Below are 18,646 nucleotides of genomic sequence, written 5' to 3'. Positions count from 1 at the left end.
AGAGCCAGGCCACGAACCTGGCTTTTTTTCGTCTCGAATTTGGCAGAGGCCCTCTTGGTTACCCGGAAGAGTCCCTGCAAGAGGCCCTCATTGGGGTCACCAGTTGCAGCACCTTGGCTTTTTTGCGGCCCACTTCTGAAAGTGCCCCGTAAGCAATGGCGAGCTCTGTCATTTCATTGATGGTTTGGCTGAGGCTCCAGCCGTTGGCATGCATTAGCTCTTCCACCCTCTTCCGCGTCTGCGGAGGCAGCCTTTCAAGCTCTACGGTCATTTGGCCCTCCAAAGGGGCTTCAGCCCGCGATATCTTCTTGTTTGTCCTGCATGAGTTCCTCGATAACGCCGTTCGCAACGGCCCACTCGATGATTTCGTAGAGATAGGTCGCATGCTGCATGCGGGTTTTCGTTGCGGCTCGACGCAGAATCCGATCAAGAACAGGTTCGAAACGAACCTTCACCGGAATGGCGCGCTTTTGATTGGGGTCCATGTACATGCTGGGTTTTCCTGTGTGGCTGATGAGATTGGTTAAGCGGCTGATTTCTGTGATGGGAACGGACGCTGCTCTTTCGCCTGGAAGCTTCCATCTGGAAGCTCAAGCACTCGGATGTCCCGTTTCGCGGTTAAGGCTTTGTGGATGGCTGGCGCAGTAACCCGAAGAAGTCGTGCGGCTTCGGACTGCCCTTTGTCAGCCACGAACTCGTCGAGGGGAGTCTCATTCATGGTCGTGCCTCTGCTGGTGATGAGGCCGATATTAACCATCTGTTAAGTTTTAATCAATACCGATGGTTTCTTCTTATTTTTAACCATTGGTATACATTCGCGCGATGACCAAGAAACGAATCCTTCCGCCCGAGCTTCTCGCTGAGTGCTCGGCCGCGCACAAACTGTTCCTCTCGAAGAAGAACGAGCTGAAGCTCAGCCAGAAGAAGATCGCCGATGAGGCGGGAATGACGCCGGCTGCCGTGAACCTGTACTTCAAGGGCATCAACCCCCTGAACACCAAGTTCGCTGCCGTGCTTGCGCGCATGCTTGATGAGCCAGTTTCGGCATTCAGTCAGCGCCTGGCTGATGAGATAGCAGCCCTGACCAGCGCGCCGACCAAGACAATAGTGTCGAGTGGGTCGAGCGCCGCCGAGAAAGTCATGGAGATGATTCGCAAGCACGCCGGCAAGAATCTCGATGCGGAAGCGCAAGAGAAAATTGCGGCAGCTGCGCTCACGGCGGCCGGGGAAGTGCAGGGTAAGGTTATTCAGGCAGACTTTTCCGGGCTAAAGGCCAGACCGGAGGAGATCGTTATTCGCCAATACGATGTACGCGCTGCTATGGGCCATGGTCAGGTCCCGGCCGAATATAACGAGGTCATCAGAAACCTCATCATTCGCGAAGATGTCCTGCGCGAGAAAGGCGTGTCGTACACATCACCCCACTCCTTAGCCATGATTACAGGCTGGGGACAGAGCATGGAAGGCACGATCAACGACAAAGACCCACTGATCGTTGATAAAGGGGTAAATGAATTCGCAGGCGATGGCATTTACGTACTTACGTGGCTTGATCACTTGTATATAAAGCGCGTCCAAGTTATGGACGCGGAGCGATTCTGGCTGATTTCTGACAACGGAAAACTTAAAGACCAAGAAGCCAGGATTGAGGACGTGACGATCCACGCCAAGGTTCTGATGATTTGGAATGCGCGAAAGGCTTGAGGCTGGCCGGGTAGCCTGGTGCGGCGGTGACCGGTAGACGTGAATGCTTCAACAAGCCACCCGCCGGTGTGAGCTTGGTTTCAATTGAGTGGGCTCTGGATGAAAGACGCGATCAACGAAATCACCGAAGCTCTGGACCAGCAGATGGAGCTGAACTTTTTCATGGCTCGCAAGCTGATAGAGCTGTCTCCGCCCGACGAGCGAAAGCACCTGAAGAAAGAGCTGCATAGTCGACTCAGCACACTAAGGGAGCGAACCACGAAAGCGACTCTCGCACTTGAAAGCTTGGTTGGCGATCACCATCCACCTCGCCCCTCAGTGCGGCAGAGGATCAAGAAATGGTTTTCCCACAGCTAATGTCTGGCACATCTGAAGACCTGCAGGAGCCTTCATGTCACTCACCAAGCCCAACCAGGATCTGCGCCGCGACCTGAAGCAGGCCGCCGCTCTACTGAAGTGGTCAGGTGTCGATCTGCTCCAAGTTGCAACGAAGCTATCAGAGGCGGGACAAGAAAACGACGCACAGGAGCTCATGAGGATCGCCGTGAGTTTCCAAGAAACCGAGGATCGGCTGATGGCGCTTGCGGATGAAGTCAAGAGCGGGCAAATAACACGAACCACATAGCCAGGAGGCTTTGAGCGCTTGAGCGAGTATTTATGTTTCGTAGCAGGTTGTGGATATGGGAACAAGATGAGTGCCTGGCCCTGTGCAAAGCTATGGCTGAGTACAACGAGAGCAGGCCCAAGAAATTGCGCATCACCCAATGCCATGTGGCGAGTGAATTAGGGATAAGCCCTGCCGCCGCGAACGCCTACTTTCGTGGAAAAAGAGCTCTCAACATTGCAGTGGCTCAAGCAGTGCTCAAGCTTACCGGCATTCAGGTCGACAAATTCAGTCCGCGGCTAGCTGACGACATAAGGCTAAAGCACGGAGGTAATTCGTAGGTGATCCAGATCGAGGGTTAACGGCATGGCGCACTCGCTTCAATACCAGATAGGTGAATCCGTTCGCGTCATCGAGGCTGAGGTGGAGAAACTGCTCGATCTGGCTACAGCGTTCAAAGAAGCTGGGAATGATGAGCTGGCGTGGGCTGTCACAACGCAGGCGCAAAAGCTCCTTGAGGCTTCGATAGCACTGAGAATTGCTATGGCTGGCTGAGGGCGGGAAGGATTGTGCGGGGGAAGGCTGAGTAGATAGCGCGGCTGGGATTTGGCGCAAGATGCCGGATGGCAAGCACACATTGGAGTAGTGTTTTTGATTCAGCAAAGCCTTGTCAAAATAAACGTGGAGGAGGTCTATCCGCAAAAAACCGGTACCGCACACGCGGGCGGATTTTGCCGATGTGACGACGGCATGGACTATGCCTATAAGGCGAGTCATCCTGACCACAAATACGTTCCGGCCACAGAATGGCTATGCACCAACCTGGCTCGAGCCTGTCGAGTGGCCACCCCGCCATTTGAAATAATTTTCTCTGAAAAGGGCGAGCCTTGGTTTGGGTCGCGCATAGAAGGGGGAAAACTCGATGAAGATGACTGCCTTTTGGCGCTTCAGGCTGGAGAGATGGACAGCAAGATATCCAACCTAAAAGAGCGTCTTTCATCGATTTACGCGCTCGATCTTTTTTTGAACAACACTGATCGGCATGGCAAAAATTATTTGTTTCGTACCAGTTTAGACAGAGTTGTTTTGCTTGCATTCGATTTTAGCTTGGCATGGCTTGCCCATAGCCCTCAATTACGAGGACTTCCACCAGCCGACTCGAATACGATGATGGCCCATCGTTTTCTTGAGCGGATGTATGGTTTTGACGCGTCAGTGGCCCTTAAGATGATAGATTCTATTGCCGGGCTTCCTGACAATTGGATCGTTCCTAGCGCAGCGGCTATACCTGAGCAATGGAAGCAGGGCGATAATATTGATTTAGCAGTGGGATGGTGGGGCAGCCAAGAAAGGCTGGATCGTTGCGAACAACTTAGAGGAGTGCTCAAATGAGCATAGTTAGATATAGCTTAATTCAGTTCACTCCGGATAGAAAACGCAATGAAACCGTCAATATAGGTCTTCTCGTATTTCTGCACAATGAAGTCTCAATTCATATGTGTGAGTCAATCAGGAAAATCAGAGCCGTAGATGGTATTACCACTGCTAACGAATTAAAAATTGCTGAAGCCCGCATCAAAAAAATATTCAGCTCAATCGACTCCAGCCTGGCAAGTTTTCAAAGCGAGTTTGATTTTCTGCGTAGCATGCTACCTAGCTCGTACCAACTAACCTCTCTTGGTTACTTCAAATGCGACGCAGATGAACAAGTAAACCTTAAGATTGCCAACCTGATGGAGGATTTGGTGATACCTCCAAAACCTAGGGCTACGCGGGCCTCTGGAACCAGAATAATCACCAACCTGCGTAAACTGTTCCAGCAGCATAATCTTTTCAGCACCAGCATCGAAGATATTATGAACCATCGCATCGTTGAAAAATTCCCGATTTCCGAGCGAGCAAATCTTCATGCCGACTTTGCCATGAAGAATGGCGTATATCACATTACAGAAACTATCGATCTTGCTGCGCGCGACTCCTCCATGAAATTTAAGGAGGCGGGATTAAAGTCCTTCATCCTTGCCAAAGCGAAGCTTGAGCTTGGAAATAAAACAAGATGCTATGCTGTTTATTCCGCATCATCTTCAGATGAGAAAGATAAGTCAGAGGCAATTGACCTTCTCAACGAAGGGTCAGATTTTATATACAATCTAAATAGTGCTACTGACAAAATTGCATATATCCAGAAAATGGAAGCCGCTGCCGGTATCGCCAGGATTCATTGAGTCTTGGTCGGGCACCGGCCCGCCTCCTGGTCTTTCTATTTTTACCCTTGTCACACCATCGTCATATCCACCCAGCACAATGCAGTCAGCCAAAGGGATTTGGCATCGATTACCAGAAGCCCGGCCACTGCGCCGGGCTACTTCGTTCTAGCCTTGCACCCTCCCTCGTTGGATCTACACTGACCACGAGACTGCTGAAGGATCAGCGAATGCTTTTTTGCCCGCCCATGCGGGTCTTTTTCGTCCTGATTTCGCCCTCCCCGACGTCCATTTTGAAAGCATGGTCCCGCCACTGATCGGCCCATTCGTTTCTGCGACATGCTTTTCACGAAGCGCTCACATATCGGAGTGCAGATTGAAAAGACAAAAGGATTTGACCCCGCACAGAAAGCCCGACCAAGCGCCGGGCTTTTCTTTGCCTGCGATTCGGTATCAGCCCCTCTCCCGCCCCCCAACGCAACGCCTTAGAAAATTTCGAAAGTGTACAAAATCAAGGCGAATGGCCATTATGCATGGAGATACGAGTGCGTATCGTCCATCACCCTGGGGATTTAAATGCTCGTAGACGTCTCAAAGTCAGTCCGTTTATTAGCGGCAGCTTACTGTTTTGCAGGCGTAAGTGGGTGTGCTTCCGATGGCGGTGCAGGAGAATTAGCCGTAGTGGGCCTTGTAATAGGGGCGGCGAGCATGGATTCGGGGGCCTTGTTAGGTGCGGCTGCAGTCGGCACGGGTCTGATGGTCGCGGCGTCTATGTCTGGGGGTGACGATGTAAAAACGAACACTACGCCTTCCGCGCCATCAGCGGCCGTCGTCCCACCTGTGACAGCGCCAATAGCCCTCGCCACCCCCACAACAAACACCAATAAGTCTGTGCAGGGCTCGTCGCTGGAGGAGTTTTTGGCCAGAGAAACGGTTGCAAAGTATCAGGGCCGATCGTGCGACTACTTACAGCTTTCTTTGGCTGACGCGGACTCTTTGATAGCCTCTACCGGCCCCATAGCTCCGCAAGTGGGACGTGCTCAAAAATCTGCAGTGACGGAATCACTTAAAGATAGAAATTGCCCTACGCTGTCCCCGCTGGCAGGCCGCATCGGGGCATCCATCGATACAATTGATCCTGTTAAAGCACCACAGCTAAAGCTTCCAACAGCTGGCGTATGGATTAATAGTGTTTCTCCTGGCAGTAACGCTGAAAAGGCCGGGCTATCAAGAGGTGATGTCGTGGTGGCAATCAATGACAACCCCATTAAAGATACAGCTGACTTTCGCTTAGCCATTGGCCAATCAGCCATCGGGTCTACAGCCAGACTTAAGGTCTGGCATGCACAAAAATTCTACGATGCGCCCGTCCTAATAGGTCAATAACGCTTTGCCCCCATCTACAGAGAGCCCGCCACTGAGCGGGCTTTCTGTTGCCTGCCATTCCCCGCTCGACCACCCTGCCCCATCGATGAGCCCGCACAGTGGCGGGCTTTTTGGGGAGCCTAGAAAGGAACCGCCTCCACCACGGCGTCGACCTCGCCCATCTCAAGCACCCTATCCTCGTCGCTTGGCGCCTCCCATTCCAGTAGAACCCCGCCATCATCCTGAAAGACCATGGACACCCCATCCGTCTCGGATATCTGCCCCATGACTTCGTCCCACTCAGCATCCTGATCCGTGTCCATGCGATGAATTAGCACCGAGCACCTGTCCTGGGAGCGCGGCGAGTTGATCATTGCTGACACGCGTAACCCTAGACGCTCTACCCCGGACATCTCAGTTCGTACTGCCGGCTTAGACTTCTGCGCCTTGCTCATTCATCACCCCTAATACTGTATATATGTCCAGTTGTGAAGGAAGCATACTCCACGCTCATCAAAAATAAATTAACCATCGGTATTGACGTTAAAATATACCGATGGTTAACTAAGCCCATCGCAGCGACACACAGCCACTGCGAAGGGCCTCAAAGGGTCCGCTCCGATCAGGAGTCGCTCTTTAACAATCAGCGCAATACGAACAAAGACGGCACTGCCTCTACGGCGACCGGAGATCAGATAGCCCCGAAAGGCTACCAACGCGAGGACCACCTCGACGGCTGACTAGAGCGAAAGGCTCGAACCGCGTGAATGACCCGATAAGCAGTGCCAGCAAGAACGGAACATTTCACTGATGCACCTGGTTACCCGGGTGCATTGGGAAATCAACCGGAGACAGCAGCATGCAGATCAATCAGCAGAAAACGGTGCAGGTCGACGTGACTGAGTTGCACCTGCACATCAAGGTGCGCGACGGCTTCACTGCCGGCCTGAAGGATGCACAGGGCGAAGAAGTGGGCAGCTACGAAGGCTACGTGCCGGACTTCTTCCCCGGCGATCACTACGGCGATTACCTCATCCTCAACATCGATCTGGAAACCGGCCAGATCAAGAACTGGAAGAAGCCAACCGCTGGAGACATCGAAAAGATGCTCGCTCAGGGCGAAGAAGACTGATCGACAGCATCACCTCTGTCCATTCAGCGAGTGGGCAGACGGATGCGGAAGCCAACCCAGCAGACGCTGGACACCTGTATCACCGAGACAAAGCAGATGAATGCCCAGGCTGATGGGCTCACGTACGGGAAAACACCCCTGATGTAGTTCAGGGATCGGATGCGAAAGCATAGTCCGCTGGAGACGGCGGAACGGTCAGACCCGCTTGATGCTAGTGAACTGACACTTACAGATCGTTAAACGTAGGCAGGTTTGAGTCCTGTCATGCCGGGGTCAGCTCCGGTCATCTGCACCCTTCCCCCTCCAACCTCACCCGCAAGCACTCACCCCTGCGCCCAACGGCATAAAACGGGCGGCTGAGTGCTTTCGAGTGGGTGCGGATCAACCAGATGGAGCAAGTCATGGAAACGAAACACACGCCGGGGCCTTGGGGTTACTGGTCTGGATACAACGCCTATGACCGCATAGAGGCTCAGGTGACAGCTGAAGGCGGCGACATCGTAATCGCTTCCTACAACCACCTAATCGCAGAAGGCGAAGCCAACGCCAAGCTGATCGCTGCCGCGCCTGAGTTGCTGGCGGCGCTCATCGAGTCTCGCCAAGTGATCGCTACTGCGCTCAAGGTCGGCGCGCCTGACTGGTTTGATAGCGATGAAAAGGTTGCGCAACACGTCACTGTAAAAAAGATCGACGCCGCCATCACCAAGGCCACCGCCTAACCCCAAACACTGGAGGTCGCCATGAGCGCACTCGCAGCAGCACAGTCCCGCTGGGACCACATGACTCCCGTAGACACGTCAGCTCGCGACGAGGCGGCAGACGATTGGTCGTACAACGCCGCCGAGCAGCTTGTGTTGGGCTGTGACGTTGTGATCCGCACTCGTCGCCAGACGAAGGTCATCGGGTACGGGGATTTTCTCGGCAAGGTTCAGACGCAGCTTAATCAGCGCCAGATCGACGGAGAGGACGATGAAGACCTCTTTGCTCAGTTGGTGGTCGCTGCAATCAAGGGCGGCAACGTAAGGGGCTTCGCGGAAAAACTGCTCGGCCCGCACGACCTTCAGGACATCGCTCTGGAGCTGGTCGAACCTTGGTTTGATCTGGCCGTTGAGCAGGCCGCAGAGGATTGGGGCTGATGAGCCCTCATATCCTGATCGATGAGGCGCTGGATGGTCTTGAGCATCCAGACATCCCGCCCGGCAACAGCATTCTGGTTCAGCAGATCATCACCAACCTGATGACCGACCAGAAGATCACCCTCGAAGAATTCAACCACTACTGCCGACGCCTGCTGAAGCATTGCAGGCAGCGCAAGGAGTTGTCATGAGTACTGCGCCAGTGAAAAGCCTGATCGACGAAATGCTTGACGAAGTGAAGGCCCAGGTGCGCGGCACCATCGTGCTTCCGCTCAGCATGCGAGTCGCTGACTTGCCGTATCCGATCAAGGCTGAATGGCTCAAGCGCCGTCCGGTGGCGAGGCGATGACCAACTATCAGAGAGCCAAACGCTACTGGTTCTGGCGAGGATCGGCAGTTGTCCTCCTTGGCACCACCTTCGTAATGTTGGCCAGCTCCTACTGCTCGCAACTCACCCAATAACCAACACCTTCAAACGCTGCGAGCATCGCGGCAAGGATTTGTCATGTCCGCAGAACAGCAACTGGCCGTTGTGCCGCCGCAAGAAACCGCCCTCGCCGTCTACTCCGCTGAAAAAGGTCTGGAGCCTTGGCTTCAGGTGATCCGCACCGAGATCGACGGCTTCACGCCGGACATCAGCACCCGCAAGGGGCGCGAAGCAATTGCCTCGATGGCCTACAGGGTCGCCCGCTCCAAGACCGCCCTGGACGACGTAGGTAAGAAGCTGGTCGCCGACCTGAAGGAAGTCCCTAAGAAGATCGACGCCGAGCGTAAGCGCGTTCGCGACACCCTGGACACCTGGCAAGAAGAAGTCCGCCGCCCGCTGAATGAATGGCAGGCCGCCGAGGATGCTCGAGTCGAAAAACACAACGATGCAATTGAGCGCTTCCGGTTTCTGTCCGTGGATCTGGACGGCATTACCGCCGAAGACCTTGCCGAACGAGTCGCACAACTTGAAGCGATTGCCCTGGGTGATGCCTGGGAAGAGTTCGAAGCCGAAGCCGCCCGAGCCAAGGACAAGGCACTGGGTGTGCTTCGCGCTGCCCTCGCCGCCCGCCAGCAGTACGAAGCCGAACAGGCTGAACTGGTCCGCCTGCGCGAAGAGAAGGAAGCCCGAGATAAGAAGGACAACGAGGACCGCATCGCCCGCGAGGCCGCTGAGCGTGCCACGCGGGAGGCTGAGGAAAAGGCTCAGCGTGAGCGTGACGCCGAAGCTCAGCGCGTCCGTGACGAGCAGGCAGCCGCTGAGAAGCGCGAGAACGACCTGAAGTTGCAGACCGCTGAAGCAGAACGTCGTGCCGAACAGGCAAAACGCGAGCAGCTTGAGGCAGAGCAGAAGGCTGAGCATGACCGCCTGGAAGCGGTCGAGCGACAGAAACAAGCCGTCGAGCAGGCGCGACTGGATGAAAAAGCCAGGGCGGACGCAGCAGCAGACGAAATCCTGCGCCAAGAGCGGCTGCGCGAGGCCGACAAGGAACACAAGAAGACCATCTGCCTCGCCGCACAGAAAGCCCTAATAGCTGGTGGCATTGATGAAGAAGTGGCGAAGGCCGTCATCATCCTGATCCACCAGCGCAAGATCCCCGCCATTTCAATTCAGTACTGAGGTCGCCATGAGCAATCTTGCAGTGACAGAAAAGGTCGAGCGCGTGCCGGCCATTCAAACCGAGTCGGCGACCATCATGTCGATCATCCAGCAGGTGGCCATGAGCCCCGACGCTGACATCGACAAGATGGAGCGCCTGATGGCCATGCATGAGCGCTTCCAGGCGCAGCAGGCCAAGCAGCAGTACGACGATGCACTGGCCCAGATGCAGGAAGAAATGCCGGTGATCGGCGAGCGCGGTGGCATCAAGGACAAGAGCGGCCGAATCCAGAGCACCTACGCACTCTGGGAAGACATCAACGAAATGATCAAGCCAGTGATGGCCAAGTATGGCTTTGCCCTCACCTTTCGCACGCCGCGCAACGAGCGAGGCATCGAGGTTGAGGGCGTACTGAGCCACCGGGCCGGGCACCGTGAAGTGACATCGATCGTCTTGCCGGTGGATACCTCCGGCAGCAAGAACGGCGTGCAGGCCGTGGCTTCCAGCGTCAGCTACGGCAAGCGGTACACCGCAGGCCTGCTACTGAACATCACCACTACCGGCGAAGACGATGACGGCAACGGCCCGGCCGCACAGGTAACGCCGCGCGTGACTTCTGCCCAGGCCGCGCAGCTCGCCATGCTGCTGGAGAAGTGCAGCGACAAAGCGAAGTCCGCTTTCGCCGGCATCCACGGCACACCGACCTCCGTTGAGAAATCCATGTTTGACCAGGTGTTGGCCATGCTCACCAAGTCAGCCACCCAAAACAGCAAAACCACCGAAGGGAAAGACGATGAAAATCATCAGTAACGTTGAGCAAGGGACTCAAGAGTGGCTGGATCTGCGCCTGGGTATCGTGACCTGCTCGGAGCTGGACACCTTGCTGGTCAACGGCAAGGGCGAAGCTGGTTTCGGCGCCGGCGCATTCACCTACATGAACACGCTCATCGGCGAACGCATCACCGGTGAAGCTGCCGACCCATTCCAAGGTAACCGGCACACCGAGCGCGGTCATGAGTACGAAGGCATTGCCCGCGGCCTGTACCAGTCGCAACTGGATGTCACCACCGAGCAGGTCGGCATCATCCTGAATCACGGAATTGGCTACTCGCCAGATTCGCTGATCAGCGAAGACGGCCTGTGCGAGATCAAAACCAAGCTGCCTAAATTTCAGGTGGAAGTGATCCTGTCCGGCGAGATACCGAAGGAACACATCGCGCAGTGCCAGGGTGGCCTCTGGGTGTCGGACCGAGAGTGGATCGACTTCGTCAGCTACTGGCCGGGCATGAAGCTGTTCGTGAAGCGTGCCTACCGCGACGAAGTGATGATTCGCAAGATGGGCGAACGGGTCAAAACCTTCTACGAAATCCTCGACGAGCGCATGAATCGCGTGCTCGGCATCGCCGCTTAAGGACATTCCATGCCAACACTTACCGACGTCGGCCGCATTGGCCGTGACGCTGAACTGCGCTTCACCCCTAGCGGTGACCCCGTGATCAATCTGGCGCTGGCCTGCGACTACGGCCGCAAAGGCCAGGACGGCAAGCGCCCGACCCAATGGGTTGACGCCACCCTCTGGGGCAAGCAGGCCGAAGCCATGGCGCCCTATCTGCTCAAGGGCCAGCAGGTCTACTTCACCATGGACGACGCCCACATCGAAACCTACGCCAAGACCGGCGGCGGTGAGGGCTTCAAGCTGACCGGCAAAATCATCCTGATCAAGTTCGTCGGCTCACCGCCTCAGGCGGCCAATCAACCGCAGCAGCAGGCCAGGCCGCAACAATCCCGGCAACAGGCGGCAGCTCAGCCAGCGCAAAACCAGCAAGCCGCGCCGCCCGACAGCTTCGACGACGACATCCCCTTCGCGCCCCTCCACCATTTAAACGGTGCCTGACATGGACCAAGAATTCGTAGAAGCCGCAAGGCGGCAAAGTGGACTGGAGGCGGCGAAAGCTGCCTTCTTTGCATCCGGAGGTCAGGCTCAACTGATCCCAATAGGCGTCGGAAAGGACAGTCCCGGCATAGAGGCACTTCCGAAGCCGGCATACGGTTATCGCACCATCGACGCGGCAAAAAGCAAGCGCGGGCGACCCATCAGCGGTGAGGTAAAGGCCGCCCTGGCCGCACAGTTAGTGGAGTGCAAAGCAGCCGGCATGTCTCGGTACAAAGCGAGTAAGCACCTCGGCATCAGCGAAACGCTATGCCGCCGGCTGATCGCCGATTACTCGCTCGACTTCCCGGCATCAGCCTGATGCGCAGGATGGTTCGAGTTCAGCAGCGCAAACGGCAGACCTGGCTGGGAATGCCGGCCAGCGGAATAGAAGAGGTTGACCATGGCCAAGAGTGGACAAGAGCGATCGGCGAAGGCTGCCGAGAAGCGGATCGAATACGACGAGAAAGAATTGCGACACCGGTGCCGGCTAGGCACCCGGCAGAAGCTTGACGAACTGATGGCCTGGAACGGAATTACTGAAATCAATGAGGCGGTGCAGAACCTGATTCTGAACGCTTATGCGCTCGGACCGACCCTTTCATTCCAGGCGATGGAAAGTCCGCGCCACAAAGTGCAGATAAGCGAAAACGTGGCGCGGATGTTTCGGAATGAGAGCTTGGCCGAGCTGAAGCGCGATCCCGGTGACGAACATTTCGCGCCACTAGCGACCTTACCGTGATCAGTTACCTCGGCTGAGTTGCACGTTCTGGGTCGTGCATTCGGAGGTGCTAACGGTATTCGTGAAAGCATTCATCTCCACAGAGCACTTCTCGATGTTCAAGCCGTTACGGCCATCACTGGAAATATTAGTGACGTATGGGCCGGCGCTTGTGCAGCCGGCCAGAACAGCGAACAAGCCCAAGGTAACAATATTGAATTTCATATGAGTCCTTTCGAGCAGTGGCCTGAGCCAACTGGTTCGCCGAAGCCGGCATTGAGATGTAGTCAAAAGCGTAGACCAACCCGAATAAACCACCCACCCTACTGTCGCATCCAGTCACAAAGGGCGGCGCCTGACTGGAGATAACCCATGGGACTACCTGTCGCAGCTCTCAGTGATGAAGAGCTGATTCATTACGCGGGCATCGACGAGGATGCTCAGCAAGAAATGGCGCGCCGATCAGTCGAGTACCGCGGCACCTACCTCGGCGAGGTCAATATGCTCAAGGGGGAGATTGAAGATCTCCGGTCTCAGCTCGAAGATGCCGAGGGATACAGCGGCGCGGCAGATGAAATGCAGGACTGCATTCAGCGCGTGTTCTACCTGCTGAAAGGTCATGCCGATATGAGCGCTGGTGAACTGGCTGAGGCGGTTGATGAGGTGATTGACGAGATATCGGACTTCGCCCGCTGACCCACCCTCACCTATTGCGCTGTTAGTCAGGAATGGTAAATCCCCTTTCCCATCATCGTGTTACCAAGGTGAAAAAAACCAGACCCATCATCTATCGAAAACATGACAGTGGTTTCGGCGAGAAGATCGCGAAGTGCTTGAAGCTCCGCAGGATCAGTCGGCATCTTTATAAGAATCGATGAGACCATTGCATCATCTAGCCTATCCATTTGGATGTATTCATAGCCAGCCAGAGATTTTCGTAGGGAATGGTGACCACCAATCTCTTTACCTGAACGAACAAGCCTCGCACAAACGGTGAACGCAAATGCGTAACCCGTGATTACCGGATCTGGAATTGGCGCGTCCTTCCACTCATGACCGTCTTTACTTTCGATCATGTATGGGCCCTCACCAATGTACTGGCCATAGTTCTCCACGAGATAAGCCATTTCATAGGTCGACCTCACTGTCGAGGCTATCTCCATAACTGGCGTACTCATGCTGACAACGAGCATAGATGCTGCAGCTAGGCCTCTCAGGTAGGCCGGCAAGTCATTTTTCTGAACGAGCTGTTTCATAGCGCACCCTCTGTTCCGGCGCCAGGCCGGGCAGAACACAAATACCCCACTTCAACGAATCACGCCAGCCGGTTGAGCTGGCGCCTTGCAAGTAGCACCAACGGTCATATTGATCTGCGCAAGGACGCTTGCGACAAAAAACACAATACCTAAAGGTGACGAATTAGGTTTCGCTATTAATTGACAGTCACTTGAAATCATTAATGCTTTCCAGTCTAGTTATATGAGCAGCCTCGAATCCTTTAAGCATATTTTGCAACCAAAAATTATTGGAATTTATATCAACACAGAGCATTTGATAGCGCTCTACACCGTCTTCATCAAGCGTATTAACCTCTTCAAGAATGCGATACATGTATGACATAGCAGCAGAGATCTCCAGATACATCGCAAGTAATAGCGGCGACCCGAGATCACTAATTGAAACACTCTCCAGTGCAGAAAGCGTGAATCTCATTAATTCTTTATTTCTCCTTAGAAAATTCATTCTAAATACCTTCAAGGGAGTACCGCAATTAACAGCTGATGCCAAAATAGCGGACTGCATGCCCGCCTCTCTAACCAATAGTAGAATAGATTCAGCCATTGCAATCAACTCAGAAGATATACGCTCTTGAGCTTTTTTTTGCTGGATTTGAACTACTCTTAATGCTGCCCAAATGGCTGCAATCGACCCAACAGCCTGAACCCAGCTTGCCAGTTCACTCCTTGTGAGCTTCAGCAGCGCGATCACGAAAATCATTGCAATAACCAAAACAATGTTTTGCACTGATATCCAGGGCTTAAACAGCTCCTTTCCGTAGTCGTTTAACATCCTTTACCCACCATAAAAATTGACGGGCAAATATACGCGGAGAAGATTCTCAATGCCTACAGCAATCGATTTGTTCGCCGGACTCGGCGGATGGTCTACCGGTGCCCGCAATGCCGGTATCGACGTACTCTGGGCCGCCAATCACTGGCCGGTCGCGGTTGAGTGGCACAGTGCTAACCACCCGGATGCGATTCATATCTGCCAAGACTTGCACCAGGCTGATTGGTCGAAGGTGCCGGCCCACGACATCATGCTGGCCTCGCCTTGTTGCCAAGGGCATTCGAAGGCACGGGGCAAGAAGTCCGGTAACGCTCAGCACGACTCGTCGCGTTCGACAGCCTGGGCGGTTGTGTCGGCTGCAGAGTTCCACCGACCGGAAGTGGTGCTCGTCGAGAACGTTGAAGAGTTCACGGACTGGGCCTTGTACCCAGCTTGGTCGCAGGCCATGGCAGCGCTCGGTTACATGCTCGCGCCGCATGTCGTTGATTGCGCAGATCTCGGTGTGCCCCAGCACCGTGTGCGCCTGTTTCTGGTCTGCACCAGAAGCAAAGCACCGCTGGACCTTCAACTGCACCAGCGCCGGCATGTTCCAGCTTCATCCTTTATCGATTTCGACGCGGGCAAGTGGAGCAAGGTCGTGAAGCCTGGCCGCGCAGAATCGACGCTGCTCCGCGTGAAGAATGGCCGGGAGCGCTTCGGTGACCGATTCATCATGCCCTACTACGGCTCTGGATCAGGCCTGACCGGTCGCTGCCTGGAGCGCCCCATCGGCACCATCACCACCCTGGACCGGTGGGCCTTGGTTCGCGGCGATGAGATGCGAATGCTCTCGGCGAACGAAGCCCTTGCTGCCATGTCGTTCCCTGCCGACACCAAGCGACCGGACAATCACCGACTGACGATGCATATGGCTGGAAACGCTGTACCGCCGCTGGCTGGTCAGCGAATCATCGAAGCACTGAACGCCGCGGCCTAACCCACCCTCACCCCTTCCGCTGAAGCGCTAGCTCATCCGGATAGACAACGTCCCGCCATCGGGCCAGCTCAGCAATCACCTTGAGCCCTGCGCGAGTCTCGGCTTCATCAAGCCTGTCATCGGGAAGGCTGAGCAGCCGTACCACCTCATCGCCGATCAGTCGTAACGCCATCACATCGACTTTCGCACTCATCGCAACCACCGTCAGGTTTGCGCCAGGTGCAAATCATCGTCCCAATTTACGAATCACGCTAGTCGTCGAGGCAGGCGCTTAAAAGAGGGGCTACTTTAGCTCTACTTCGAATTTTAAGTTTGGGCAGGAATCAGCAAGTGACTTGAGACTTTCATCAAACCAGTTTGGCGGAGACGACATCGCCATGTATTCGTCAACCATCCCAAAGATAAGAATCTGATTAAGTACATCGCTAATTTTTTTTAGCGGCAACATAGGCTGCTCAAGACCAATATTTGTTCTTATCCCTCCGAGATAAAACACTTTACCTTCAGCCTCAAATTCGAACCTCAGAGAATTAGAATAAAGGAAAACCTGATCTATCATCCAAGTGCTCAGCTCGCGAATCCCCATTCCGGGATATTTATTAGATCTTTCTCTAAGGTTGAGAAACGACTGCTTCCAAGAGAAAACCTCCACTCCGTGCGCAGACATGTCAAAAGCACGACCCATATGGCGGTTATCTGGAAAAATATCATTGTAAAGCGCATCTTTTTTCCTAAACTTTATCGCACAGTCATGCTCAATCTGTGCCAATAAGGCTTCAAATTGCTGTCGGTGCATTACATATGCCTGCATCCGAGAAAACAGCCGGCTTTGCTCGGCCGAATCTCTTGATATTCTCGCAGACTGCCAAGCAGCAATTGCAGCTACAGCAGCCGCAACAGCGGAAATACCACCAATAACATCGCTAAGCCCTACTTCTTTCTTCCAGGACATCCCATCAAGCATATTGAAATAAACGCCTCCCGCAAAAAACAGGCAAATACAAGTTACCCAAATAACCCAGTCCTTTTTCATTTTATTCTCCAGAAATCGTGATTCTGCTGATTATGCCGAAGCTGGTTTCTGGCAGCGAGAAATCTAATTCATCGACCGCCCGGGCATGCCCCGGCATAGGACGCCCATGCCCACAGAAAACAAACCGGCCGAGCCGTTCCTGCGCGAAGACCGCTACATCGTTTTGAAACTCAATCGCCTGCCGAAAGACGAGACCGAATATCTACGCGACTGCCAGTCAAAAGCGATGGTTGATTGCGTAGTGGTCGAGCACGACTGGCCTGAGTACCACCTTGTGTGGGCCATGATCGAGCATCGAATGGCCGGCAAGCCAGTTCCAGACTTCAATCTCTGGCGTCGCGCCGATGAGCTGCAACAGCGCCTGAACGCAGCGGATCAGCGCATTGATGAGCTGCTGGCGGAAATTGCAAAAGTGCGGCAAGGCCCCTGCAAGATGATCGTCGGGGACGAACTGCCATGACCAAGCGACCAATAGTCCGAACCACCACCGGTGCGACGGTGACGCTCACGATCGAGCTGACCAACCTCGGCAGTTGGGGGCCAGACTGCATGATCGATCAGGTTTATCGGCAGGCCCGTGAAGCGGCAATCGGTCGCATCAATCGAGCATTCAAAGACGACCAGCGTGGCGTCCGGATACTTGGCCCGGTAGTTGTGAAGGCGATAACAACGGATGTCGAGCTGCGCGGATAAGCCCGCAGCAAGAGGAGTACATCTGTACTCCATCCGCAATTTACTCCCTCCCCCTTCAAAGTCAGCCGCTATAGCGGCAAAGGAACAGTCATGCCTGAAGAAAATGCACTCAAGTGTTACGCGGTAGGTGATTGCGATTGGGTCGCCGCGTTCGATGAGGCTGGAGCGCGCCGAGTGCTTGAGGAAATGAACGGCGAAGAGTCCGGCGCTTATAGCGAATGGGAAGTTGATCTGGTCAGCGACAAATGGCTCGACAAGCCTTGGTGCGACGAGGATGACCGCACGAAGATTGTCGGCACCTTGCGTGAATATCTCGCCGCCGCCACTGAGCCGACCTATCTGGCCGGTACGGAGTGACGCCATGAGCAGAAGCGGATATAGCGATGATTGCGGCGGATGGGGTTTGGTGTGCTGGCGGGGCGCCGTGAAGTCGGCACTGAGCGGGAAGCGCGGCCAGTCGTTCCTGGTCGAGCTGCGCGACGCACTCGATGCGATGCCGGATAAGCAACTGGTGACCGACACGCTCGAAGCGGATGGCCAGTTCTGCACGCTGGGCGTTCTCGGCGCCAGGCGCGGGCTGGAAATGAGCTCCATTGATTCGCATTGTCGAGAAAGCGTGTCAGAGGCTTTCGGTATCGCCGAAGCAATGGCAGCCGAGATCGTCTACGAAAATGACGAGCACCCCGGAAATTACGAGATGCAGGCTGATGGTCGCGGGAAGTGGGTTGCCGAAACCCCAGAGCATCGTTGGCAGCGCATGCGCAAATGGGTCGAGTCGAACATCAAGCAGGTGACCCCATGATCTTCGCCCCGCTCTACATGCTCGGGCTTATCTACAAGGGGCCGGCTGTGAGGGCGAGAGCCTCAGTCATTCCTTTGTATCCACCCAATCAACAACAAGGTGCACCCTGAGCTTAGTAAGCCAAAAGCGAGATAACCGAATGGCACCCCCCTGAGCAAATGGTTCAGACCAACGCCGAGACCGAAAATCGCCATTGGAACGCCGGTAATAAAAATAGGGTTTCGAAACGCCTTTTGCATCGCCGCCTCCCGTTCAAGATCAATTTCATTAAACCATAAGCCTGCCGGTGACCAGCGGGCGAGGTATTCCTGTGCTCAAACAAATCGGAAAACTCATCACTGAACCGCTTCGCAAGGCCGACAAGAGCCGACCATTGCGTTGGCGCATTGGGATGCGACTGAACCACATCCACAACGACCTTCACTCCAAGCACCCGAAACTCTGGAACGCCATCGTGATGACGGCCAGAACACTGATATGCAAGCCGTTCGGCCATCGCTGGACCAGGTTCGAAGCAGTCAAGTATGGCGATTTTGGTAACTCCAGAACCTGCAGGCTCTGCCGAATCAGCCACGGACAGCACCGCGGAACCGACACCTACCACGAAACCCATCGCCAGGGCGGCTGGAACAAGATCGCCAAGCCCTAACCCTTCACCACCTTCTGCCGCCACGCGCGGCATGGAGCATC

Annotated in this window: 34 protein-coding genes; 25 read left to right on the top strand and 9 right to left on the bottom strand. The window is 54.8% G+C overall.

Annotated features, from left to right (window positions below; translation table 11 throughout):
- Window positions 1-58: 58 nt before the first annotated feature.
- From CKW15_RS06425 to CKW15_RS06415, 3 genes are read right to left on the bottom strand one after another with little or no spacing between them, the layout of a single operon-like run.
- Window positions 59-271 (bottom strand): hypothetical protein, encoded by a 213-nt coding sequence (locus CKW15_RS06425; RefSeq protein WP_095058055.1) that lies wholly within the window; start codon window positions 269-271, stop codon window positions 59-61.
- A 19-nt stretch (window positions 272-290) separates the two neighbouring features.
- On the bottom strand, window positions 291-491 hold the full coding sequence (locus CKW15_RS06420) for a hypothetical protein (protein WP_009048020.1): 201 nt from the start codon (window positions 489-491) through the stop codon (window positions 291-293).
- 32 nt (window positions 492-523) lie between these two features.
- Window positions 524-718, bottom strand: a complete 195-nt coding sequence (locus tag CKW15_RS06415; protein WP_095151934.1) for a Cro/CI family transcriptional regulator — start codon at window positions 716-718, stop codon at window positions 524-526.
- A gap of 104 nt (window positions 719-822) precedes the next feature.
- Between CKW15_RS06415 and CKW15_RS06410 the strand changes: the two genes are divergently transcribed.
- The 8 genes from CKW15_RS06410 to CKW15_RS28350 all read left to right on the top strand — a co-directional run bounded on the left by CKW15_RS06410 (window position 823) and on the right by CKW15_RS28350 (window position 5,898).
- Window positions 823-1,704, top strand: coding sequence for an XRE family transcriptional regulator (locus CKW15_RS06410; protein WP_095151860.1), 882 nt, complete (start codon window positions 823-825; stop codon window positions 1,702-1,704).
- A gap of 99 nt (window positions 1,705-1,803) precedes the next feature.
- Window positions 1,804-2,061, top strand: coding sequence for a hypothetical protein (locus tag CKW15_RS06405; RefSeq protein ID WP_095151859.1), 258 nt, complete (start codon window positions 1,804-1,806; stop codon window positions 2,059-2,061).
- Window positions 2,062-2,095: 34 nt separating this feature from the next.
- Window positions 2,096-2,329, top strand: coding sequence for a hypothetical protein (locus CKW15_RS06400; RefSeq protein ID WP_095058059.1), 234 nt, complete (start codon window positions 2,096-2,098; stop codon window positions 2,327-2,329).
- Between the two features lie 32 nt (window positions 2,330-2,361).
- Complete coding sequence (locus tag CKW15_RS29025) at window positions 2,362-2,649, top strand: helix-turn-helix transcriptional regulator (RefSeq protein ID WP_095151858.1); 288 nt, start codon at window positions 2,362-2,364, stop codon at window positions 2,647-2,649.
- Window positions 2,650-2,674: 25 nt separating this feature from the next.
- The gene (locus CKW15_RS06390) at window positions 2,675-2,863 is read left to right on the top strand and encodes a hypothetical protein (protein ID WP_095151857.1); all 189 of its coding nucleotides are present in this window, start codon (window positions 2,675-2,677) and stop codon (window positions 2,861-2,863) included.
- 96 nt (window positions 2,864-2,959) lie between these two features.
- Window positions 2,960-3,700, top strand: a complete 741-nt coding sequence (locus CKW15_RS06385; protein WP_095151856.1) for a HipA family kinase — start codon at window positions 2,960-2,962, stop codon at window positions 3,698-3,700.
- Complete coding sequence (locus tag CKW15_RS06380) at window positions 3,697-4,533, top strand: DUF3037 domain-containing protein (RefSeq protein ID WP_095151855.1); 837 nt, start codon at window positions 3,697-3,699, stop codon at window positions 4,531-4,533. The genes CKW15_RS06385 and CKW15_RS06380 overlap by 4 nt, the downstream gene beginning before the upstream one ends.
- Window positions 4,534-5,430: 897 nt before the next feature.
- Window positions 5,431-5,898 (top strand): PDZ domain-containing protein, encoded by a 468-nt coding sequence (locus tag CKW15_RS28350; protein ID WP_159953394.1) that lies wholly within the window; start codon window positions 5,431-5,433, stop codon window positions 5,896-5,898.
- Between the two features lie 119 nt (window positions 5,899-6,017).
- On the opposite strand, the gene CKW15_RS06370 is transcribed toward CKW15_RS28350, so the two are convergent.
- Window positions 6,018-6,290, bottom strand: a complete 273-nt coding sequence (locus CKW15_RS06370; protein WP_371856290.1) for a DUF1654 domain-containing protein — start codon at window positions 6,288-6,290, stop codon at window positions 6,018-6,020.
- Between the two features lie 446 nt (window positions 6,291-6,736).
- On the opposite strand from CKW15_RS06370, the gene CKW15_RS06365 reads away from it, so the two are divergent.
- The 12 genes from CKW15_RS06365 (at window position 6,737) to CKW15_RS06310 (ending at window position 13,078) form a co-directional block, all read left to right on the top strand.
- The gene (locus CKW15_RS06365; RefSeq protein ID WP_095151852.1) at window positions 6,737-7,009 is read left to right on the top strand and encodes a hypothetical protein; all 273 of its coding nucleotides are present in this window, start codon (window positions 6,737-6,739) and stop codon (window positions 7,007-7,009) included.
- Between the two features lie 389 nt (window positions 7,010-7,398).
- Window positions 7,399-7,728 (top strand): hypothetical protein, encoded by a 330-nt coding sequence (locus CKW15_RS06360; protein WP_143498374.1) that lies wholly within the window; start codon window positions 7,399-7,401, stop codon window positions 7,726-7,728.
- Between the two features lie 21 nt (window positions 7,729-7,749).
- Complete coding sequence (locus tag CKW15_RS06355) at window positions 7,750-8,145, top strand: hypothetical protein (RefSeq protein ID WP_095151850.1); 396 nt, start codon at window positions 7,750-7,752, stop codon at window positions 8,143-8,145.
- Window positions 8,145-8,336 (top strand): hypothetical protein, encoded by a 192-nt coding sequence (locus CKW15_RS06350; protein WP_095151849.1) that lies wholly within the window; start codon window positions 8,145-8,147, stop codon window positions 8,334-8,336. The genes CKW15_RS06355 and CKW15_RS06350 overlap by 1 nt, the downstream gene beginning before the upstream one ends.
- On the top strand, window positions 8,333-8,494 hold the full coding sequence (locus CKW15_RS28440) for a hypothetical protein (protein WP_177450551.1): 162 nt from the start codon (window positions 8,333-8,335) through the stop codon (window positions 8,492-8,494). Before CKW15_RS06350 ends, CKW15_RS28440 begins: the two co-directional genes overlap by 4 nt.
- 156 nt (window positions 8,495-8,650) lie before the next feature.
- Window positions 8,651-9,751: a hypothetical protein gene (locus CKW15_RS06345; RefSeq protein WP_095151848.1), complete on the top strand. Its 1,101-nt coding sequence runs from the start codon at window positions 8,651-8,653 to the stop codon at window positions 9,749-9,751.
- Between the two features lie 7 nt (window positions 9,752-9,758).
- Window positions 9,759-10,541, top strand: coding sequence for an ERF family protein (locus CKW15_RS06340; RefSeq protein WP_095151847.1), 783 nt, complete (start codon window positions 9,759-9,761; stop codon window positions 10,539-10,541).
- Entirely contained in the window at window positions 10,525-11,142 is a 618-nt protein-coding gene (locus CKW15_RS06335) for a lambda exonuclease family protein (RefSeq protein ID WP_095058073.1), read from the top strand. Before CKW15_RS06340 ends, CKW15_RS06335 begins: the two co-directional genes overlap by 17 nt.
- 9 nt (window positions 11,143-11,151) lie before the next feature.
- Window positions 11,152-11,625, top strand: a complete 474-nt coding sequence (gene ssb / locus CKW15_RS06330) for a single-stranded DNA-binding protein (protein WP_095151846.1) — start codon at window positions 11,152-11,154, stop codon at window positions 11,623-11,625.
- Window position 11,626: 1 nt separating this feature from the next.
- Entirely contained in the window at window positions 11,627-11,983 is a 357-nt protein-coding gene (locus tag CKW15_RS06325) for a hypothetical protein (RefSeq protein ID WP_095151845.1), read from the top strand.
- Between the two features lie 81 nt (window positions 11,984-12,064).
- A complete protein-coding gene (locus tag CKW15_RS06320) occupies window positions 12,065-12,403 on the top strand; it encodes a hypothetical protein (RefSeq protein WP_095151844.1) in 339 nt (112 codons plus the stop codon).
- Window positions 12,404-12,754: 351 nt separating this feature from the next.
- A complete protein-coding gene (locus CKW15_RS06310) occupies window positions 12,755-13,078 on the top strand; it encodes a hypothetical protein (RefSeq protein WP_095151842.1) in 324 nt (107 codons plus the stop codon).
- A gap of 26 nt (window positions 13,079-13,104) precedes the next feature.
- Here CKW15_RS06310 and CKW15_RS06305 read toward each other — a convergent pair whose 3' ends face one another.
- Both CKW15_RS06305 and CKW15_RS06300 read right to left on the bottom strand, forming a co-directional pair.
- A complete protein-coding gene (locus CKW15_RS06305) occupies window positions 13,105-13,638 on the bottom strand; it encodes a hypothetical protein (RefSeq protein WP_095151841.1) in 534 nt (177 codons plus the stop codon).
- A 187-nt stretch (window positions 13,639-13,825) separates the two neighbouring features.
- Window positions 13,826-14,452: a hypothetical protein gene (locus CKW15_RS06300; protein ID WP_095151840.1), complete on the bottom strand. Its 627-nt coding sequence runs from the start codon at window positions 14,450-14,452 to the stop codon at window positions 13,826-13,828.
- 52 nt (window positions 14,453-14,504) lie between these two features.
- Here CKW15_RS06300 and CKW15_RS06295 point away from each other — a divergent pair, with 52 nt between their 5' ends.
- Window positions 14,505-15,428 (top strand): DNA cytosine methyltransferase, encoded by a 924-nt coding sequence (locus CKW15_RS06295; protein WP_095151839.1) that lies wholly within the window; start codon window positions 14,505-14,507, stop codon window positions 15,426-15,428.
- Window positions 15,429-15,435: 7 nt separating this feature from the next.
- Here the strand turns inward: CKW15_RS06295 and CKW15_RS06290 are convergent, their stop codons facing one another.
- Both CKW15_RS06290 and CKW15_RS06285 read right to left on the bottom strand, forming a co-directional pair.
- On the bottom strand, window positions 15,436-15,621 hold the full coding sequence (locus tag CKW15_RS06290) for a hypothetical protein (protein WP_095151838.1): 186 nt from the start codon (window positions 15,619-15,621) through the stop codon (window positions 15,436-15,438).
- 90 nt (window positions 15,622-15,711) lie between these two features.
- Window positions 15,712-16,461: a hypothetical protein gene (locus tag CKW15_RS06285; RefSeq protein ID WP_095151837.1), complete on the bottom strand. Its 750-nt coding sequence runs from the start codon at window positions 16,459-16,461 to the stop codon at window positions 15,712-15,714.
- A 106-nt stretch (window positions 16,462-16,567) separates the two neighbouring features.
- Between CKW15_RS06285 and CKW15_RS06280 the strand changes: the two genes are divergently transcribed.
- From CKW15_RS06280 to CKW15_RS06265, 4 genes are all read left to right on the top strand, one after another.
- Window positions 16,568-16,921: a hypothetical protein gene (locus CKW15_RS06280; RefSeq protein ID WP_095151836.1), complete on the top strand. Its 354-nt coding sequence runs from the start codon at window positions 16,568-16,570 to the stop codon at window positions 16,919-16,921.
- Window positions 16,918-17,154 carry a hypothetical protein gene (locus tag CKW15_RS06275; RefSeq protein ID WP_095059285.1) on the top strand — a complete coding sequence of 79 codons (237 nt, stop codon included), beginning with the start codon at window positions 16,918-16,920 and terminating at the stop codon, window positions 17,152-17,154. The genes CKW15_RS06280 and CKW15_RS06275 overlap by 4 nt, the downstream gene beginning before the upstream one ends.
- Before the next feature lie 90 nt (window positions 17,155-17,244).
- Window positions 17,245-17,511, top strand: a complete 267-nt coding sequence (locus tag CKW15_RS06270) for a hypothetical protein (RefSeq protein WP_095151835.1) — start codon at window positions 17,245-17,247, stop codon at window positions 17,509-17,511.
- 4 nt (window positions 17,512-17,515) lie between these two features.
- A complete protein-coding gene (locus tag CKW15_RS06265) occupies window positions 17,516-17,956 on the top strand; it encodes a hypothetical protein (protein WP_095151834.1) in 441 nt (146 codons plus the stop codon).
- A gap of 163 nt (window positions 17,957-18,119) precedes the next feature.
- Here the strand turns inward: CKW15_RS06265 and CKW15_RS27960 are convergent, their stop codons facing one another.
- Complete coding sequence (locus CKW15_RS27960; protein ID WP_143498369.1) at window positions 18,120-18,638, bottom strand: hypothetical protein; 519 nt, start codon at window positions 18,636-18,638, stop codon at window positions 18,120-18,122.
- Window positions 18,639-18,646 lie beyond the last annotated feature (8 nt).

The sequence above is a fragment of the Pseudomonas sp. Irchel s3b5 genome (genome assembly GCF_900187435.1).
In the GTDB taxonomy this organism is placed as follows: Bacteria; Pseudomonadota; Gammaproteobacteria; order Pseudomonadales; family Pseudomonadaceae; genus Aquipseudomonas.
This window is presented reverse-complemented; position numbering and strand designations above follow the sequence as displayed.

Bases quoted from the DNA above. Each gene is read 5' to 3' on its own strand.
- CKW15_RS06300 (WP_095151840.1), bottom strand. From the start codon at position 14,452: ATGTTAAACGACTACGGAAAGGAGCTGTTTAAGCCCTGGATATCAGTG.
- CKW15_RS06390 (WP_095151857.1), top strand. From the start codon at position 2,675: ATGGCGCACTCGCTTCAATACCAGATAGGTGAATCCGTTCGCGTCATC.
- CKW15_RS06410 (WP_095151860.1), top strand. From the start codon at position 823: ATGACCAAGAAACGAATCCTTCCGCCCGAGCTTCTCGCTGAGTGCTCG.
- CKW15_RS06415 (WP_095151934.1), bottom strand. From the start codon at position 718: ATGAATGAGACTCCCCTCGACGAGTTCGTGGCTGACAAAGGGCAGTCC.
- CKW15_RS06320 (WP_095151844.1), top strand. From the start codon at position 12,065: ATGGCCAAGAGTGGACAAGAGCGATCGGCGAAGGCTGCCGAGAAGCGG.
- CKW15_RS06305 (WP_095151841.1), bottom strand. From the start codon at position 13,638: ATGAAACAGCTCGTTCAGAAAAATGACTTGCCGGCCTACCTGAGAGGC.
- CKW15_RS06275 (WP_095059285.1), top strand. From the start codon at position 16,918: ATGACCAAGCGACCAATAGTCCGAACCACCACCGGTGCGACGGTGACG.
- CKW15_RS06365 (WP_095151852.1), top strand. From the start codon at position 6,737: ATGCAGATCAATCAGCAGAAAACGGTGCAGGTCGACGTGACTGAGTTG.
- CKW15_RS06280 (WP_095151836.1), top strand. From the start codon at position 16,568: ATGCCCACAGAAAACAAACCGGCCGAGCCGTTCCTGCGCGAAGACCGC.
- CKW15_RS06400 (WP_095058059.1), top strand. From the start codon at position 2,096: ATGTCACTCACCAAGCCCAACCAGGATCTGCGCCGCGACCTGAAGCAG.
- CKW15_RS06345 (WP_095151848.1), top strand. From the start codon at position 8,651: ATGTCCGCAGAACAGCAACTGGCCGTTGTGCCGCCGCAAGAAACCGCC.
- CKW15_RS06380 (WP_095151855.1), top strand. From the start codon at position 3,697: ATGAGCATAGTTAGATATAGCTTAATTCAGTTCACTCCGGATAGAAAA.
- CKW15_RS06290 (WP_095151838.1), bottom strand. From the start codon at position 15,621: ATGAGTGCGAAAGTCGATGTGATGGCGTTACGACTGATCGGCGATGAG.
- CKW15_RS06325 (WP_095151845.1), top strand. From the start codon at position 11,627: ATGGACCAAGAATTCGTAGAAGCCGCAAGGCGGCAAAGTGGACTGGAG.
- CKW15_RS27960 (WP_143498369.1), bottom strand. From the start codon at position 18,638: ATGCCGCGCGTGGCGGCAGAAGGTGGTGAAGGGTTAGGGCTTGGCGAT.
- CKW15_RS06405 (WP_095151859.1), top strand. From the start codon at position 1,804: ATGAAAGACGCGATCAACGAAATCACCGAAGCTCTGGACCAGCAGATG.
- CKW15_RS29025 (WP_095151858.1), top strand. From the start codon at position 2,362: ATGTTTCGTAGCAGGTTGTGGATATGGGAACAAGATGAGTGCCTGGCC.
- CKW15_RS06270 (WP_095151835.1), top strand. From the start codon at position 17,245: ATGCCTGAAGAAAATGCACTCAAGTGTTACGCGGTAGGTGATTGCGAT.
- ssb (WP_095151846.1), top strand. From the start codon at position 11,152: ATGCCAACACTTACCGACGTCGGCCGCATTGGCCGTGACGCTGAACTG.
- CKW15_RS06425 (WP_095058055.1), bottom strand. From the start codon at position 271: ATGACCGTAGAGCTTGAAAGGCTGCCTCCGCAGACGCGGAAGAGGGTG.
- CKW15_RS06285 (WP_095151837.1), bottom strand. From the start codon at position 16,461: ATGAAAAAGGACTGGGTTATTTGGGTAACTTGTATTTGCCTGTTTTTT.
- CKW15_RS28440 (WP_177450551.1), top strand. From the start codon at position 8,333: ATGAGTACTGCGCCAGTGAAAAGCCTGATCGACGAAATGCTTGACGAA.
- CKW15_RS06370 (WP_371856290.1), bottom strand. From the start codon at position 6,290: ATGTCCGGGGTAGAGCGTCTAGGGTTACGCGTGTCAGCAATGATCAAC.
- CKW15_RS06360 (WP_143498374.1), top strand. From the start codon at position 7,399: ATGGAGCAAGTCATGGAAACGAAACACACGCCGGGGCCTTGGGGTTAC.
- CKW15_RS06340 (WP_095151847.1), top strand. From the start codon at position 9,759: ATGAGCAATCTTGCAGTGACAGAAAAGGTCGAGCGCGTGCCGGCCATT.
- CKW15_RS06295 (WP_095151839.1), top strand. From the start codon at position 14,505: ATGCCTACAGCAATCGATTTGTTCGCCGGACTCGGCGGATGGTCTACC.
- CKW15_RS06420 (WP_009048020.1), bottom strand. From the start codon at position 491: ATGTACATGGACCCCAATCAAAAGCGCGCCATTCCGGTGAAGGTTCGT.
- CKW15_RS06265 (WP_095151834.1), top strand. From the start codon at position 17,516: ATGAGCAGAAGCGGATATAGCGATGATTGCGGCGGATGGGGTTTGGTG.
- CKW15_RS06310 (WP_095151842.1), top strand. From the start codon at position 12,755: ATGGGACTACCTGTCGCAGCTCTCAGTGATGAAGAGCTGATTCATTAC.
- CKW15_RS06350 (WP_095151849.1), top strand. From the start codon at position 8,145: ATGAGCCCTCATATCCTGATCGATGAGGCGCTGGATGGTCTTGAGCAT.
- CKW15_RS06355 (WP_095151850.1), top strand. From the start codon at position 7,750: ATGAGCGCACTCGCAGCAGCACAGTCCCGCTGGGACCACATGACTCCC.
- CKW15_RS06335 (WP_095058073.1), top strand. From the start codon at position 10,525: ATGAAAATCATCAGTAACGTTGAGCAAGGGACTCAAGAGTGGCTGGAT.